Here is a 15,539-nt window from a genome sequence, read left to right as displayed (position 1 = left end):
GCTCAGTGCAGTTGGAACACAGGCGGCTGACCCTCGAGGCCTTCCAGGCCCACCAGGGTGTCGCCGGCGTCGGTCATGCGCTTGAAGCCGGGCAGGCCGGACAGCAGGTCGAGGTCGAACTCAACGCTTTCGGGCGTGGCGCGCACCGGCACGATCTTGCGCACCACCGCCAGGCCCTGCAGATAGCCGGCCAGGCGGATGTAGTCCTCGGCGCTGCGCACGCCGGTGAACACGACCCGGTACGTGCCCGGGGCGCCGGCCACGCTGCGCTTGGCGTAGCGCTTCATCAGCGCGTCGGCGGCGCCGTCGGCGCCGCCGGCCATGACCTTGCGCGCGTCCGCGTCGGTGAGGTTCCAACTGTTGAGCACCTTGCCGCCGTCGACGAACGACCAGTCTCCCTTCCAGCCGCCGCTCTTGACCCGGTAGAGCTTGCCGATCAGCTGCATCGGCGGGCTGTAGCGGGCCGACGCGCGCGCCACCGCGGCGGCGTCGCCGCGCCAGATCGCGCCGACGCTGGCCTGTTCGGCGGCGCTGCCGGTCGGCAGGCCGAGCCGGTAGCCGCGCTCGACCGCGCGGTTCAGCGCGGCGCGCGCGGCGTTGGCCTGGCCCAGGCCGACCAGGCGCGGGCCGCTGCCGTCGTCGATCGCCAGCCACAGCACCGGCTTGGGCCGCGGCTGCGGCCAGATCGGCAGGCCGAGCGTGGCGGCGAGGTTCTCGACCTTCTCCTGGTCGAAATTGACCACCAAGGTGGTCTGGAACGTCGGCGCGCCGGTCATCTGCGACACGCCCTCGTCCTGGCGGTAGTCGTAGCCGGTGGCGTAGTCCTTGGCCCGGCGCAGTTCCTGGCCGACGCCGGGGCGGCTGGCCGCGGCGCGGTCGCCGGACATCTTGCCGAGCACCTGGGCCAGCGCCCGCGCCATCGCGCCGTTGCGCTCGGCCTCGCTCTGGCCGCCGACCGGCACTTCGGCCGAATACGCGCCGTCGGCCTGGGCGCGGTCGCCCTCCACCCGCTGCGCGCTCGCGGCGAAACTCGCCAGCAGCGCCGCAGCCATTGCCCAAGTCCGGATTGCCTTACCCATCGACCAGCCCATCGCTGTCCCTATCTTCTGTTCGTGGAGCGGGCGTCCCGCCCGCGTTGCGAGCCGCCGGGCCCGGCCGCGAGGCCGTACGCGGCCCGGAGCCGTGATCGGCGTTCAAGGTCCGAAATGGTGCCGCAGGCGGGGCGGGGAGTCCATTCGGGGGCTGAACGGGATTCGCGCGGCGCGCATCGCGAGCCGGCGCGACACAGCGAAAGCCGCGCCCGGCGGGCCTTTCGCCGGCGGCCCGTGGCGACCGGCTAACGTCTAGGCCCCCGTGGCCTGCTAAAATCGCCGGCTTCCCTCCGCGACCACCCCGGGGCCGCCGTGACCGCTTCCTCCTCCGACACCTCTCCCAAGCCGCTGACCTACCGCGACGCGGGCGTCGACATCGACGCCGGCAACGAGGTCGTCGAACGCATCAAGCCGCTGGTCAAGCGCAGCTTCCGTCCCGAAGTGATGGGCGGGCTGGGCGGCTTCGGCGCCCTGTTCGACCTGTCCGGCAAGTACCGCGAGCCGGTGCTGGTGTCCGGCACCGACGGCGTCGGCACCAAGCTCAAGCTGGCCCAGCAGCTCAACCGCCACGACACCATCGGCATCGACCTGGTCGGCATGTGCGTCAACGACGTGCTGGTGCAGGGCGCCGAGCCGCTGTTCTTCCTCGACTACTTCGCCACCGGCAAGCTCGACGTGGACACCACCGTCGCGGTCGTCGGCGGCATCGCCAAGGGCTGCGAACTGGCCGGCTGCGCGCTGATCGGCGGCGAAACCGCCGAGATGCCCGACATGTACCCGCCGGGCGAGTACGACCTGGCCGGCTTCACCGTCGGCGCGGTCGAGAAGTCGCAGATCCTCGACGGTTCGCGGGTCCAGCGCGGCGACGTGCTGATCGGCATCGCCTCCAGCGGCCCGCACTCCAACGGCTATTCGCTGATCCGCCGCATCTTCGACCGCGCCGGCCGCCCGGGCGACGTCGCCGTCGGCGGCGTGCGCCTGATCGACGCGCTGATGGAGCCGACCGCGCTGTACGTCAAGCCGATCCTGGAACTGCTGCGCGCCAACGGCGGCGAGCATCGGATCCACGCCATGGCCCACATCACCGGCGGCGGCCTGACCGAGAACATCATCCGCGTCATCCCCGACGGCCTCGGCCTCGACATCCGCACCGCCACCTGGACCCTGCCGCCGGTGTTCGACTGGCTGCAGCGCGAAGGCGCGGTGCCGCGCGAGGAAATGTGGCGCACCTTCAACTGCGGCATCGGCTTCGTGCTGGTGGTGCCGGACGAAGCCGCGGCGGCGACCGAGGCCGACCTGCGCCGTCTGGGGTTGGCGCACTGGCGCATCGGCGAAGTGGTCGGGCACAGCGGCGGCGAGCGCGTGCATATCGGCTGAGTGCGGCGCGGTTTTGCGTTGCCGGAACGGCGGGCCTTGGCCCGCCGTTTTTCGTTGCGGGAGAGCAGGGTTCGTCGTCGTTTCGTTGTCGCGGCCGCAGCTCGCGCAGCTCCCACAGGGGGCGACTGTAGGAGCTGCGCGAGCTGCGACCGCGAAAAATCAACCACAGCGAAAACTGCGACGCCTGTTCCCTTCCCCACCCCACTCCGGTAGTTTCTCTGCGTCATCACCGGAACCACCCGCATGCCCGCTGCGCAAGGACGCATGAGCGCCGTAAAGAAAGCTTCGCTGGCCTTCGTCCTGGCGGTGTTCGCGATCACCTGGATCGCGCCCAAGAGCCCGTTCGAACAAGCCATGCACAGCGCGCTGACCGTGGTCGGGCTGTTGTGGCTGTGGCGCCACGACCGCCGCTGGCCGATGCGCGACGGGCATTTCCTCGCGATCTGCGGCTTCATGACCCTGCACTGCATCGCCGCGCGCTGGCTGTATTCCTACGTGCCTTACGACCAGTGGATCCAGTGGCTCACCGGCGGCTGGTCGCTGGACCGCGCGTTCGGCTTCCAGCGCAATCATTTCGACCGGCTGATCCACTTCCTCTACGGCGCCTGCTTCGCCCCGGCGCTGCGCGAGTACCTGCTCCAGCGCTGGCCGGCGCTCAGCGCGCGTCAGGCCTTCGTGCTGGCGGTGGCCGGCATCATGTGCACCAGCCTGATCTACGAATGGTTCGAATGGGCGATCGCCCTGACCATGTCGCCGCAAGACGCGGAGTCGTACAACGGCCAGCAAGGCGATGTCTGGGACGCGCACATGGACATGTTTCTTGCGACACTGGGCGCGCTGGCCGCGTGGCCGCGCCAGCGCGCCGCCGGTTGAACCGACCCAGGAGCCGCACGCCATGAACGATCCGCTGCCGTCCGCCGCCGCGCCGAGCGCGCCGCCGGCGTCGAAGGACGCCGCCAACCTCGACCTGATCGGGATTTTCTATTACGTGGTCGCGGCGATCGCCGCGCTGTTCGCGCTGTTTCCGCTGATCCACGTCGGCATGGGCATCGCGATGCTATCCGGCGCGTTCGACCAGCCCGGCCACGGCACCCCGCCGCCGGCCGCGGTCGGCTGGCTGTTCATCGTCATGGGCTCGGGCTTCATCCTGTGCGGCCTCGCCTTCGCCGCGGTGCTGGTCGCCGGCGGACGGCGCATCCGCCAGCGCCGCAGCCACACCTTCTGCATCGTCGTCGCCGGCCTGAGCTGCATGTTCATGCCGTTCGGCACCGTGCTCGGCGTGCTCGCGCTGGTGCTGCTGGTCAAGCCGGAAGTCAAGGCGCTGTTCGCGGCGAACTGACGCGCCGCTTTTCAAACATCCACTCAAGGACCGAGCCATGTCGAATCCCGCACCCGCGTCTTCGTTCGAATCGCAAGACGAGTCGCACCTGAAGCTGCTGTCGATCTTCTATTACGTGATGGCCGCGCTCGGCGCCTTCGCCTTGCTGGCCGTGCTCGGCATGTGCGTGCTGCTGTTCGGCATTCTCGGCGCCGGCAACGCGCAAGGGCACGGCGCGCCCGACGCCGGCGAGCTGACCGTGTTCGCGGTGATGATGGGCCTGTCGGCGGTGTTGAGCCTGGTCGGCAGCGTGCTGCAGTTGCTGACCGCGCAACGCCTGCGCCAGCGCCGCAGCCGCGGCCTGTGCCAGTTCACCGCCGCGATCACCTGCCTGTCGTTCCCGCTCGGCACCGTGCTCGGCGTGTTCACCTTCATCGTGCTGGGGCGGCCGTCGGTGCGGGCGGCGTTCGGCGACTGAACCACGCCGCGGCCCGCGGCCGCGGGCTCGTCGGCAGGGCCGAGGCCGGCGGATCGAGCCCGGGCGAAGCCGACCCGGGCCAGCCGGCGCCGTCGGCCGCGGCCGCCGGGGCGGCGCGAACGCCCCTACGGACACCGCCGCACTAGACAGGTCCACCCGCCTGTCCCCGCGGTGTCATCACCGGGTTGCGCCCGGCGCCCAAGCTGGAGGCCTGTTCCGCAGCGCCTCCGGCTTCCATGACCTACCGCCTCGCCCTGTTCGATATCGCCGGCACCACCGTGTCGGATCCGGGCTTCGTCGCCCAGGCCTTCGTCGGCGCGATGACCGCCGCCGGCCACCCCATCGAGGCGGAGACCTGCCGCGCGCTGATGGGTTACCGCAAGCCCGAGGCGATCGCGCGCCTGCTCGGCGACGCGGCCGCGCCGGCCAAGGTCGAGGCGATCCACGACGATTTCGTCGCGCGCATGCTGCGCTGCTACCGCGAAGCGCCGGGCGTGGCGCCGCTGCCGGGCGCGGAATCGACCTTCGCCCTGCTGCGCGCGCACGGCATCCAGGTGGCGCTGAACACCGGTTTTTCGCGCGACATCGCCGAGGCCATCGTCGCGCGCCTGGACTGGCGCGGCCGCATCGACGCGCTGATCGCCAGCGACGAAGTGCCCGAAGGCCGCCCCGCGCCGCATATGGCCCAGGCGCTGCTGCGCCGCTTCGGCCTCGACGACGCGTCGGCGCTGGTCAAGATCGGCGACACCGAAGTCGACATCGACGAAGGCCGCAACGCCGGCGCCGGCCTGGTGGTGGCGGTGACCACCGGCGCGTTCACCCGCGCCGAGCTGGAACCGTACCGCCCCGACGCCATCGTCGATTCGCTGTTCGAACTGCCGGCGCTGCTCGGCATCGGCGCCGCCGCGCGCGACGGCGCCGCCCGCGGTCACGCTGCATGAAACCGCGCATCGACGCCGCGACGCTGCGCTCGTGGCAGGTGACCCTGCTCGCCGGCGGCGCCGCGCTGATGGCGTACGCGAGCATGTACGCGTTCCGCAAGCCGTTCGCCGCGGCCTCGTTCCACGGCCAGCAGTGGCTCGACGTGGACTACAAGGTCTGGCTGGTGGTCGCGCAGATCCTCGGCTACATGTGCAGCAAGTTCATCGGCATCGGCGTGATCGGCGGCCTGCGCCGCGAGCGCCGCGCGCCGCTGATGCTGCTGCTGATCGGCAGCGCGTGGCTGGCCCTGCTCGGCTTCGCGTTGGTGCCTGCGCCGTGGAACATCGGCTTCCTGTTCCTCAACGGCCTGCCGCTGGGCATGGTCTGGGGTCTGGTTTTCAGCTACCTGGAAGGGCGCCGCACGACCGAGGCGATGGGCGCGATTCTGGCGTCGAGCTTCATCATGGCCTCGGGCATCGTCAAAAGCGTCGGCAAGTGGCTGCTGCTGTCGGGCGTGGACGAGTTCTGGATGCCGTTCCTGACCGGCCTGCTGTTCCTGCCGCCGTTGCTGATCGCGCTGCGCCTGCTCGAGCGCGTGCCCGAACCCGACGCCGCCGACCGCGCCGCGCGCAGCGAGCGCCTGCCGATGAACCGGGCCGAGCGGCTGGCGTTCGTGCGCCGCTTTCTGCCGGGGCTGGCGTTGATGATCGGGTGTTATGTCGCGCTGACGGTGGTGCGGGATTTTCGCGACAACTTCGAAGCCGAATTGTTCGCGGACCTGGGTTACGGCAACAACGCCGGTGTATTCGCCTTGATCGAAACGCCGGTCGCCTTGGCCGTTCTCGCGTTGACCGCGGGTCTGACGTGGTTCCGCGACAACCTGCGCGGCCTGATGGCGCTGCATGCGCTGATGTTCGCCGGCCTGCTGGTCGCCGGCGCCGCGACCCTCGCGTTCCGCGCCGGCACCCTGCCGCCGCTGTGGTGGCTGGCGCTGGTCGGCTTCGGTCTGTATCTGGCCTACGTGCCGTTCAACTGCGTGTTCTACGAACGCCTGATCGCGACTTTCCGCGTCGCCGGCAACGTCGGCTTCCTGATGTACCTGTCCGACGCGTTCGGCTACCTCGGCAGCGTCGCGGTGTTGCTGGCCAAGGAATTCTCCGGCCTGCAACTGTCGTGGACCCAGTTCTTCGCCCAGATCGTGCTCGCGCTGAGCGCGGTCGGCGGCGCCTGCCTGCTGGCCTCGGCCGCGTACTTCCATCACCGCGTCCAACGCCGCGCGCAGGCGCCGGCGCTGGCGTCCGCCTGAAACGCTTCGCGTAGAAATCACCGCATGAAAAAACAATCCGTACTCGTCGTCGGCGCCGGCATCGTCGGCCTCGCCATCGCCCGCGCGCTGGCCGTGCGCGGCCACCGCGTCACCGTGCTGGAACGCTACGACCGCGCGGTCGGCGCGTCGGTGCGCAACTTCGGCATGATCTGGCCGATCGGCGTGACCAACGGCGCCGCCTACGAGCGCGCGCTGCGCTCGCGCGCGATCTGGCAGGAAGTCGTCGACGGCGCCAAACTCTGGCACGACCCCTGCGGCTCGCTGCACCTGGCCTACGCGCAGGACGAATGGGACGTGCTGGCGCAGTACGCGCAGGCCAACCGCGCGCTGCGTCCGTGTTCGCTGCTCGGCCGCGACGAGGCGCTGGCGAAGTCGCCGGCGCTGGTCGCCGACGGCCTGCACGGCGCGCTGTTCAACCGCGACGAAATGCTGGTCGATCCGCGCGAGGCGCTGGCCGCGCTGCCGGTCTATCTGCACGAACGCTACGGCGTCGAATTCCATTGGCGCACGCCGGTCACTGCGGTCGAAACCGGCCGGGTGCAGTCGGGCGCGCGCCGGTTCGAGGCCGACCGGGTGTTCGTGTGCAGCGGGCCCGAGTTCGAACAGTTGTTCCCGCAGGTCTACGCCGCCGCGCCGCTGACCCGCTGTAAGCTGCAGATGATGCGGCTGGCGCCGCCGGCCGACGGCCTGCGCCTCGGCGCGGCGCTGTGCGGCGGCCTGTCGCTGGTGCACTACGCCGGCTTCCAGCAGGCCGCCGATGTGGCGCCGCTGCGCGCGCGCTATCAGGCCCAGTACGGCGAGCTGATCGAACTGGGCATCCACGTGATGGCCGCGCAGAACGGCCGCGGCGAGATCACCGTCGGCGACTCGCACGCCTACGCCCACACCCACGACCCGTTCGACGAACACGCGGTCAACGCGCGGGTGCTCGATTACCTGTCCGGCTTCCTGCGCCTGTCCGAGCCGCGGCCGATCCAGACCTGGCACGGCATCTATCCGAAGCTGACCGACGGCAGCAGCGAGTTCGTCGCCGAACCCTTGCCGGGGGTGACCATCGTCAACGCGGTCGGCGGCGGCGGGCTCGGCATGACCCTAAGCTTCGGGCTGGCCGAGGAGATCGTCGACGGCCGCTATGCGGCGGTGCGCCGCGCGGCCTGAAAGGGCGCGGCGGCCGAACCGTTGCCGGCTGCGATGCCGGCGACGCGATCGGGCGGGTTCCGGCGGGTGACGAACAGCCAGGAGCGGAACTCGACCGGGGCGGCCGCGCCGATCCTTCCGCGGGCTATGGCGGCCTGACCCGCCATAGCCCGCGTCGTCCGGTTCGCTGGCTCCCCCGTCGAACCGGTCGCTACCCGCCAGCAGGCGCGCGTCGCACGCCGTCGCCGACCGCACCGGCGCATCCTTGGCCGGCACGGGACGGGCGGCACCTCCGTGTGCCTGTGCCTCCACCGTCGCCGCCGCGTCCCGCCCGTGCGGCCTGCGGCCCACGCTTGGGGCTCGGACCAGGCCATCGGGACGGTGCGGCGACGGGATTCATTTAGCCCCGCACGGCCGCGGCTGGCGAGGCCCAAGCCGGGATCGAACCGGGACAAGGCGGGAACGTTTCGGCGCGCCTGCGCGCCCGCGCCGGGACAGTCGCGAACCGGGTCACGCGCGTAGCGTGAAACCCGGCAAATTCGCGCGGATATCGTCCCCTTTTGTGCCCGCTATTTGCTTGGACGCCGCGCCGGCCGGCTCCTAGGCTGACTGCGTCGCGCTCCCCGCGATGCAGCCAGGAGAATCACCGATGCGCCCGCTGTTCAAGGGAATGAGCTTCACCTCCGCCACCGCCAAGACCGCCAAGATCGCGATCCTCGCCGCCGCCCTGACCGCCGGCAGCGCCCAGGCCCACCAAACCAATCCGCAGTGCTATGTCGACGGCGTGCAGGTCCAGCCGGTCGGCAAGTTCGCCTTCACCTCCAAGCAGGTCGCCGACTTCCATGCCGACCTGATGCGGCGGCCGCCCGGCTCGTGCCCGGCCGGCGGCGGCGCCGGCGGGGTCTCGGCGAAATCGTGCGGCCAGGTCGACCACTGGCACGTGGCCCGGATCATGTCGGCGGAGTATTGCGCCCAGTTGCAGGGCGGCGCCCAGGACGGCGGCAAAGCCAGCGGCCCGGTTCCGGTCGCCGAGGTGACCGCGCCGCCGAGCTATCTCTCGCCGGACCACCACATCCGCTACACCTACAAGGCCGCCAACCCCGGCACCGTGGTGCTGCAGGGCCTGTGCGTGATCTGCTACACCGTCGAGGCGCCGCCGAAGAAGTGACGGCGCCGCCCGCGCCCGCCGCTGCCGCTCATACCAGCGCGTTGCGGCGGGTGTAGGCCAGCACCGCGTCGACGTGGCGCTGCAGTTCGCCGCGCACGCTTTCGTCCAGCGCGCATTCGGCCAGCACGTAATAGCCCGACCGCAGCACATCGCGCCAGCGCGGCTGGCGCGGCAGCTTGGACAGGCTCAGGTAACGCTCCATCGCCCGCGCGCGCAGGCGGCCGTCGTCGACGGTGACGCGCCAGATCCGGCTTTTCTCCGCCAGTTCCAGCCGGCCCTGGCCGGTGCTGCGCTCCCAGGCTTCGACCACCGCCAGCATCAGCTCGACCAGGGCGCGGCGGAACGAGGTGCGCAGCGCTTCGTCGCCGGGCCCGGCCGGGGCCACGTCGAGCGCGACCGTGTCGGCCGCCTCGGCTTCGTTCGGGTGCGCCGCATCGGCCGCCGCCGCATGGCCGGCGCGTTGCAGGCCGAGCACCAGCGAGCCCTCGCCCTGCCCGCTTTCGCTCAACTGCGCGTGCAAGCGTTCGCCGCCGAACGAGAACGCCAGCCGCTGCGGCGCCGAGGATTCTTCCAGGTGTTCCAGCGCCTGGGCGAAGCGCTGCGCATCTTCGCCCGCGAGCAGTTCGCCGAAGCCGCGCCCGGCCACCGGCGCGGCCGCGCCGGGCTGGACCAGTTCGCTGGCGGCGCGGTTGGCGGCCAGCACCTGGCCGGCGCCGTCGAGCACCAGCACCGCGTCTTCGCGGCTGTCCAGCGCGGCCTGCAGGCGCGCGCGGTCGACGCCGAGCTCGTCGGCGGCGCGGCGGTAGTAGTCGATTTCCTCGTCCAGACGCGCGCGCCGCGCCGCCTCGCGCACCCGCGCGCGGTGCTGGCGGCGCAGGAAGAACACGGTCAGGCCGAGCAACGCGGCCAGCGCCGACACCACGGTCAGCCACAGCGCCAGACTGCGCACGCGGTTCTGCGCGGCCAGCGCGGCGATGGTGCGGTCGCGTTCGGCGGTTTCGAACCGCACTTGCAGCCATTTGGTCTCGCGGTCGTATTGCGCTTCGCGCAACACCCGCGCGGCGCGTTCGGATTCGCGCAAGGCCTGCATCGCCTGCGGCCATTCGCCCAGCGCCTCGTGCGCGGACGCCAGCGCGGCCAGCAGCGCCGGACGGTCGCTGTCGAGTTCGGCCATCGGTTGCAGCGCGGCGGCCGCGCGATCGCGCGCGGCGCGCGCCTGCCCGCGCTTGAGGTCGACCAGGATCGCCTGCAATTGCAGCGGCGCCGGCACGAGTTCGCCCTCGCCCGTCGCCACTGCGGCGAGGCCGCTGTCGACCCAGCGCGCGGCCGCGGCCGTGTCGTCGCGGGCCAAGGCAGCGCGGGCCAGTTGCGCGTAAGTGCGTTGCAGGTACTTGTGCTTGTCGGTTTGCAGCAACTCGTCGCGCGATTGCAGCAGCAGGCGTTCGGCGCCGGCGACATCGCCGCTGTCGAGCACGGCCGCGCCCCAGGCTTCCAGGGTATGCGCCGCTTCGGCTGGGTTGCCGGCGCGCAGATGCACCTCGCGCGCCTGACCGTAGTAGCGCGCCGCCTGCGCGGTATCGCCCATGTCGCGGTACAGGTCGCCGAGATTGTTGAGCGTGCCCGCCGATTGCCCGCCCGGCAGATCGCGCAGCAAGCTCAGGCTCGTGGTCTGCGCCTGCAACGCGCCGCGGTAATCGCCCAGGCGCAGCAGCGCGGCGCCGATGTTCTTCCAGTTCTTGCCCTGAGCCAGACGGTTGCCGCCGCGCTCGCCCTGGGCCAGGGCGCGGCGGAACCAGCCCAACGCCTCGAGCGGGCATTCGCGGCGGAATTCGAGCACGCCGCGATGGCGGTACAACTCCTCCGCGGCGGCCGCGGGCGGTTCGGCGCCGGTCACCGCTTCGGCGCAGTCGAGCAGGCGCGAGGCTTCGGCGAACTGCTGGCGGTCGACGTGTTCGATTTCGCGCTGGTACAGCGCCCGCAGCGCGGCGGCGCGATCGGCTGCGGATCCGAGTTCGTAGTCGCGCAGGCATTGCGCCGGATCCGGCAGCACCGCGGTCGCCGCCGCGCACGCCTGCGCCTGCTGCACCCCCGCCGAGGCGGGCGCGGCGAAGGCCGCGAACACCAGTCCCGCCGCTGCGATCGAACGCCTGACCTTGCCTTTGACCACATCCCGCTCCCTGTTCCCCTGCGGGAAGCTTTGCCGATCCCGGCACGAAGCGGAAGCGAATCGCGGCCCCGATCCGAGCGTCCGGCGCCGGCCGCGCGTTCGCGGTCACAGTTCGTTCGGAACGCAATCGCAGTCGTCGCGCCGGCGCGGCTTGCGCCGGCGCTGGGTTCAGCGCGTTCAGTCGCAGTGGACTCGCCTGCGCCGCGGCTGCGGCCGCCGCGCCGGCGCTCGCCGGCGCGACGGCCGCCCGTCGCGGCTCAGCGTTGCAGCGTCAGGCTCAGGTTGTCGGCGAACGCATCGCCCTGCGCATTGCCGTGTTCGAAGCGGATCTCGACTTCGGCCCATTGCGCATCGGCCGGCACCGCGCCGTCGAGCCGGTAACGCTGCATCGCGCCGCTGCCGCCGGCCGGCGCCAGTTCGAACGCGGCACCGGCGTACAAGTCCTGCAAGCCCGGCCAGTTGCCGGCGGTGATCGGCGCCGGATAGCCGGCATCGGCGCGGTCGAGCGCGCGGTCGTAACGCAGGTACTGCCCCGGCTTGAACAGATACGACTTGGCGTTGGCGAAATTCAACGCGCCGGCCCAATGCGCCGGCCATTCGCCGCTGCCGGACCAGGTCGCTTCGGACAAATACGCCGGGTAGTAGCGCTCGGCGCGATCCAGGTCGAGGTTGTAGCGGATGTATTGATCGCGCTTGAAGAAATACATCTGGCTGCGGCTGAACATCAGCACCGCATCGAGATCGCGCGCGCCGCCGGCGAATTTCTCCAGGCCCGGCCAGTGGCCGGCGATCGGCAAGGGATAGCCCGGATCGGCGCTGCGCGCGGCGACATCGACGCGGATGTACTGGTCGCCCTTGAACAAAAACGCCTTGCCGTTGCCGCCGTCGAAGGCCGCATCGATGTCGCGCGCGCCGCCGGCGAAGCGCTCCAGTCCGGTCCAGTTGCTGGCGATCGGCTGCGGGTAGCCGCTGGCGACGCGGTCGGCGGCGATGTCGTAACGGTAGTAGTCGCCGCCGCGGAACACGTGGCCGACGCTGCCGCTGCCGAAGCTGGCCATGCGCCGCGGGTCGTAGAAGCGCAGGAACACCCGCGCGCGGTGGCCGCTGGACGCGCCGAGGTCGGCCGACAGCGCGAAGCGCGCCGCGCTCAGGTCGAGGCCGCGCAGGTCGACGCGCTGGCTCAGCGTGTTGCTGCGCGAAGCGTCGCGGCCGATGAACAGGTTGGCGCCGCCGCCGGCCGGGCGCGCCGGCAGCCACGGGTATTGCGCATAGTCGACCACTTGCCCGCCGCGGCCCTTGCGCCAGCCCGGCACGTCGCTGTCGTAGCCGCGGTCGCGGCGGCCGACCGAGTACTCGGCGTCGCCGTTGGCGAGCAGCTCGACGCCGAACGCCGGCGCGGCCTCGCGCGCGGGCCGCTGCATCGGACGGCCGTCGAGGCCGGCCGGCACCGCCAGACCGAGGTGGGCGAGGATGCTCGGCGCGACGTCGACCTGACGCGGCGCCAGCCGCAACGGCTCCAGGCCGAGCTTGGGCACCGACGCGCCGCTGAAGGCGATCAGGGTCTTGCGGTCTTCCGGGGTGTTGTGGCCGTGGTGCACCGAACCGCCATGGTCGGTGCCGACGATGACCAGCCAATCCTCGTCGGCATACGTCGGCCGCGCGCGCAGCGCCGCCATCAGCCGGCCGATCGACGCGTCGACGCCGCGGATCGCCGCGGTGTAGCCGTCGGCGTCGCGGTTGAAATAGCTGCCGGCGTGGCCGGCGCCGTCGGGTTCGTTGAAGTCCAGCAGCAGCGCGTCCGGAGCGGCCGGCTGGGCCAGCAGTTCCAGCGCCTTGGCCAGCACCTTGGCGTCGCTGCCGGCGTCGTAGACGGTGTCCACGCCGGTCCACGGCAGTTGCGTCGCCAGCGGCGACCACGCCACCGCGACCGCGGTGTTCTTGCCCGGCGCGGCGCGTTCGATCCGGGTCAGCACGTCCGGCCAATCGGCGTAGTTCTTGCCGCTGAAGCTGTTGTCGTAGACGCCGTGCTTGTCGCGCTCCACCCCGGTGAACAGCGACGACCAGCCGGTGCCGCTGATCGCGGTGTCGGCGGTGAGCCCTTCGCGGGCGAGATAGCCGTCGGCGACCAGCGCGTCGAGATTCGGCGTGGCGACGGCGCCGTAGACATCGCCGCGGAAACCGTCGGTGCCGATGAACAGCACCTTCGGGGTCTTGGCGAACACCGGCGGACACGCCGCCAGCGCCAGCGCGAGCGCGGCGGCGAGCGGGCGGCGGAAGGTGCGCGGAACAGATCGGTACGACGGCATACGGCGCTCCTGCAACGGAAAGGAGCGCGCAGGCTAGAGGCCTATTGCGGCGGCCGGTGTGACCCGAACCGCGCAGCGGCGCAGGGCTGGCCGGCGCCTGTCACGGTTCGGTCATCGCGCGGCGCGCGCGGGCGCTTCAGCCTTCGTTGCTGACCATCAACTGCACCCAGTCGCCGGCGAACGAGGTCACGCCGAACTGCACCGGCGCGCCCTGCGGATCGACGTTGAGCGAATGCACGCACAGCACCGGCCGGCGCGTGGACTGGCCGAGCACGCGCGCGACCTCGGCGCTGGGCAGGCGCGCCATCACCGCGGTGTGCTTGCGCAGGTAATCGCGCACGCCGAATTCGGCCAGGGTGCGGGTCACCGACAGTTGCTCGGCGAAGACTTTGTCCAGGCCGGGAAAGCGCGCGGCCGGAAACCAGGCTTCGCTGTGGTCGACGGTGCGGCCCTCGACTTCGCTGGAATACACCACCCGGTGCACGCGCTCGCCGGCGAGCAGGCCGAGCGAGCGCGCCACCGCGCGCGGCGGCGACTGGGTGCAGGCTTCGATCAGGCGGTAGCGGCTTTCCACGTTGAGATCGTGCATGGCCTTGCCGAAGCGGGTGCGGCGGCCGATCGGATAGTGGTACGGATGCTCCTGGACGAAACTGCCGCGGCCGGTTTCGGTGCGCAGGAAACCGCGCTCCTCCAGCGCCTCGATCGCCCTGCGCACGGTATGGCGGTTGACCCCGAAGCGCTTGGCCAGATCGAACGCGGACGGCAGCTTGTCGCCTTCGCCGATCAGGCCGGCGCGGATGTCGCGCAGCAGCGCGGTTTCGATCTGCTGCCACAGCGGCATCGCGGCCTCGCGCTGGGCGCGGTCGTCGGCGTTCGCGGACGCCGCGGCCGAAGTCGCCGGTGATGTCATACAACCTCCATCTGCGATTGGTTCACTAGACAGGTCGCATCGCGCGGCCGCCGCCATCAGAACCCGCCGGCGTTGCATGGCGGTGACAGCCGCCCCACCGCTGCGCCGAACTCCGGGCCGAACCGATGTCCGCTTCCGAACTGCTGCTCGACAATGCGCGCCTGGTCCTGCCCGAGCGCATCGTCCACGGCCATCTGCGCGTCGCCGGCGGGCGCGTGGTCGAATTCGGCGAAGGCCGCCTGCGCGCGCCGGCGGCGCTGGACTGCGCCGGCGATTACCTGCTGCCGGGGCTGGTCGAACTGCATACCGACAACCTGGAAAAACACCTGCTGCCGCGCCCCGGCGCGCACTGGCCCGCGGCCGCGGCGATCCGCGCGCACGACGCGCAGCTGCTCGCCGCCGGCATCACCACCGCGCTCAACGCGATCTCGGTCGGCGAAGAAGAAGCCGAAGAAGCGGTCGAACCCGGCGCCGTCCTGGCCGCGCTGGCGCAGGCGCGCGAGGACGGCGGCCTGCGCACCGACCATGCCGTGCACTTGCGCTGCGAACTGCCGTGTCCCGACCTGCCGCAGCGCTTGCAGCCGTTGCTGGACACGCCGCAGCTGCGGCTGCTGTCGCTGATGGACCACACTCCCGGCCAGCGCCAGTTCCACGACCTGGAACGCTACCGCGCCTACGCCGCGCGCCACGGCAACGCCCGCGACGATGCCGCGTTCCAGGCCCAGGTGCGCCATCTGCAAGAGCTCCAACACCGCCACGCCGGCGCGCACCGCCGCGCGGTGCTGGCGCTGGCGCGCGAGCGCGCGCTGCCGCTGGCCAGCCACGACGATTCCGACCTGAGCCATGTCGCCGAAGCGGTCGACGCCGGCGCGCGCATCGCCGAGTTCCCGGTCAACCTCGCCACCGCGCGCGCCGCGCACGCGGCCGGGCTCAGCGTATTGGCCGGCGCGCCGAACCTGGTCCGCGGCGGCTCGCACAGCGGCAACGTCGCCGCGGTCGATCTCGCCCGCGCCGGCACTCTCGACGCGCTGTCGTCCGACTACGTGCCGGCGAGCCTGCTGCTGGCCGCGTTCCAGCTCGGCGACTGGGACAGCATCGGCCTGCCGCGCGCGGTGGCGATGGTGACCCGCACGCCGGCGCGCGCGGCCGGCTACGACGACCGCGGCGAACTCGCCGCCGGCCAGCGCGCGGACCTGCTGCGCGTGCGCGTGGCGCGCGCGATGCCGCTGCTGGAAGCGGTGTGGGTGGCGGGCGAGCGCCGTTACTGAGTCCGTCGGGATGGCGTCGGCCGCATGAATGCGCGCGGCGCGCGCGGCCGACGCAACGCTGCCCCCCCGTA

At 71.7% G+C, this 15,539-nt stretch carries 13 protein-coding genes; 9 read left to right on the top strand and 4 right to left on the bottom strand.

Features of this window, described 5'->3' with window-relative positions; translation table 11 throughout:
- Positions 1–2: 2 nt before the first annotated feature.
- A complete protein-coding gene (locus JHW38_RS22655; protein ID WP_207523541.1) occupies positions 3–1,091 on the bottom strand; it encodes a DUF2066 domain-containing protein in 1,089 nt (362 codons plus the stop codon).
- Positions 1,092–1,403: 312 nt separating this feature from the next.
- On the opposite strand from JHW38_RS22655, the gene purM reads away from it, so the two are divergent.
- From purM to JHW38_RS22615, 8 genes are all read left to right on the top strand, one after another.
- Positions 1,404–2,468, top strand: coding sequence for a phosphoribosylformylglycinamidine cyclo-ligase (purM, locus tag JHW38_RS22650; RefSeq protein ID WP_207523540.1), 1,065 nt, complete (start codon positions 1,404–1,406; stop codon positions 2,466–2,468).
- Between the two features lie 264 nt (positions 2,469–2,732).
- Positions 2,733–3,341, top strand: coding sequence for a DUF2238 domain-containing protein (locus tag JHW38_RS22645; RefSeq protein WP_207526475.1), 609 nt, complete (start codon positions 2,733–2,735; stop codon positions 3,339–3,341).
- 22 nt (positions 3,342–3,363) lie between these two features.
- The gene (locus JHW38_RS22640) at positions 3,364–3,807 is read left to right on the top strand and encodes a hypothetical protein (RefSeq protein ID WP_207523539.1); all 444 of its coding nucleotides are present in this window, start codon (positions 3,364–3,366) and stop codon (positions 3,805–3,807) included.
- Positions 3,808–3,844: 37 nt separating this feature from the next.
- Positions 3,845–4,264 carry a hypothetical protein gene (locus JHW38_RS22635; protein WP_207523538.1) on the top strand — a complete coding sequence of 140 codons (420 nt, stop codon included), beginning with the start codon at positions 3,845–3,847 and terminating at the stop codon, positions 4,262–4,264.
- Positions 4,265–4,500: 236 nt separating this feature from the next.
- Positions 4,501–5,205 (top strand): HAD-IA family hydrolase, encoded by a 705-nt coding sequence (locus tag JHW38_RS22630; protein ID WP_207523537.1) that lies wholly within the window; start codon positions 4,501–4,503, stop codon positions 5,203–5,205.
- Positions 5,202–6,491 carry a DUF5690 family protein gene (locus tag JHW38_RS22625; protein WP_207523536.1) on the top strand — a complete coding sequence of 430 codons (1,290 nt, stop codon included), beginning with the start codon at positions 5,202–5,204 and terminating at the stop codon, positions 6,489–6,491. Before JHW38_RS22630 ends, JHW38_RS22625 begins: the two co-directional genes overlap by 4 nt.
- Positions 6,492–6,515: 24 nt before the next feature.
- Positions 6,516–7,670 (top strand): TIGR03364 family FAD-dependent oxidoreductase, encoded by a 1,155-nt coding sequence (locus JHW38_RS22620; protein WP_207523535.1) that lies wholly within the window; start codon positions 6,516–6,518, stop codon positions 7,668–7,670.
- A gap of 628 nt (positions 7,671–8,298) precedes the next feature.
- Complete coding sequence (locus JHW38_RS22615) at positions 8,299–8,817, top strand: hypothetical protein (protein WP_207523534.1); 519 nt, start codon at positions 8,299–8,301, stop codon at positions 8,815–8,817.
- Positions 8,818–8,845: 28 nt separating this feature from the next.
- Here the strand turns inward: JHW38_RS22615 and JHW38_RS22610 are convergent, their stop codons facing one another.
- The 3 genes from JHW38_RS22610 to phnF form a co-directional block, all read right to left on the bottom strand.
- On the bottom strand, positions 8,846–10,984 hold the full coding sequence (locus JHW38_RS22610; RefSeq protein WP_207523533.1) for a tetratricopeptide repeat protein: 2,139 nt from the start codon (positions 10,982–10,984) through the stop codon (positions 8,846–8,848).
- 257 nt (positions 10,985–11,241) lie between these two features.
- Positions 11,242–13,290 (bottom strand): hemopexin repeat-containing protein, encoded by a 2,049-nt coding sequence (locus JHW38_RS22605; RefSeq protein WP_207523532.1) that lies wholly within the window; start codon positions 13,288–13,290, stop codon positions 11,242–11,244.
- Between the two features lie 136 nt (positions 13,291–13,426).
- Entirely contained in the window at positions 13,427–14,200 is a 774-nt protein-coding gene (gene phnF, locus JHW38_RS22600; RefSeq protein ID WP_207523531.1) for a phosphonate metabolism transcriptional regulator PhnF, read from the bottom strand.
- Positions 14,201–14,325: 125 nt separating this feature from the next.
- On the opposite strand from phnF, the gene JHW38_RS22595 reads away from it, so the two are divergent.
- Positions 14,326–15,468, top strand: coding sequence for an alpha-D-ribose 1-methylphosphonate 5-triphosphate diphosphatase (locus JHW38_RS22595; RefSeq protein WP_207523530.1), 1,143 nt, complete (start codon positions 14,326–14,328; stop codon positions 15,466–15,468).
- Positions 15,469–15,539 lie beyond the last annotated feature (71 nt).

The organism is Lysobacter enzymogenes (genome assembly GCF_017355525.1).
In the GTDB taxonomy this organism is placed as follows: domain Bacteria; phylum Pseudomonadota; class Gammaproteobacteria; order Xanthomonadales; family Xanthomonadaceae; genus Lysobacter; species Lysobacter enzymogenes_C.
This window is presented reverse-complemented; position numbering and strand designations above follow the sequence as displayed.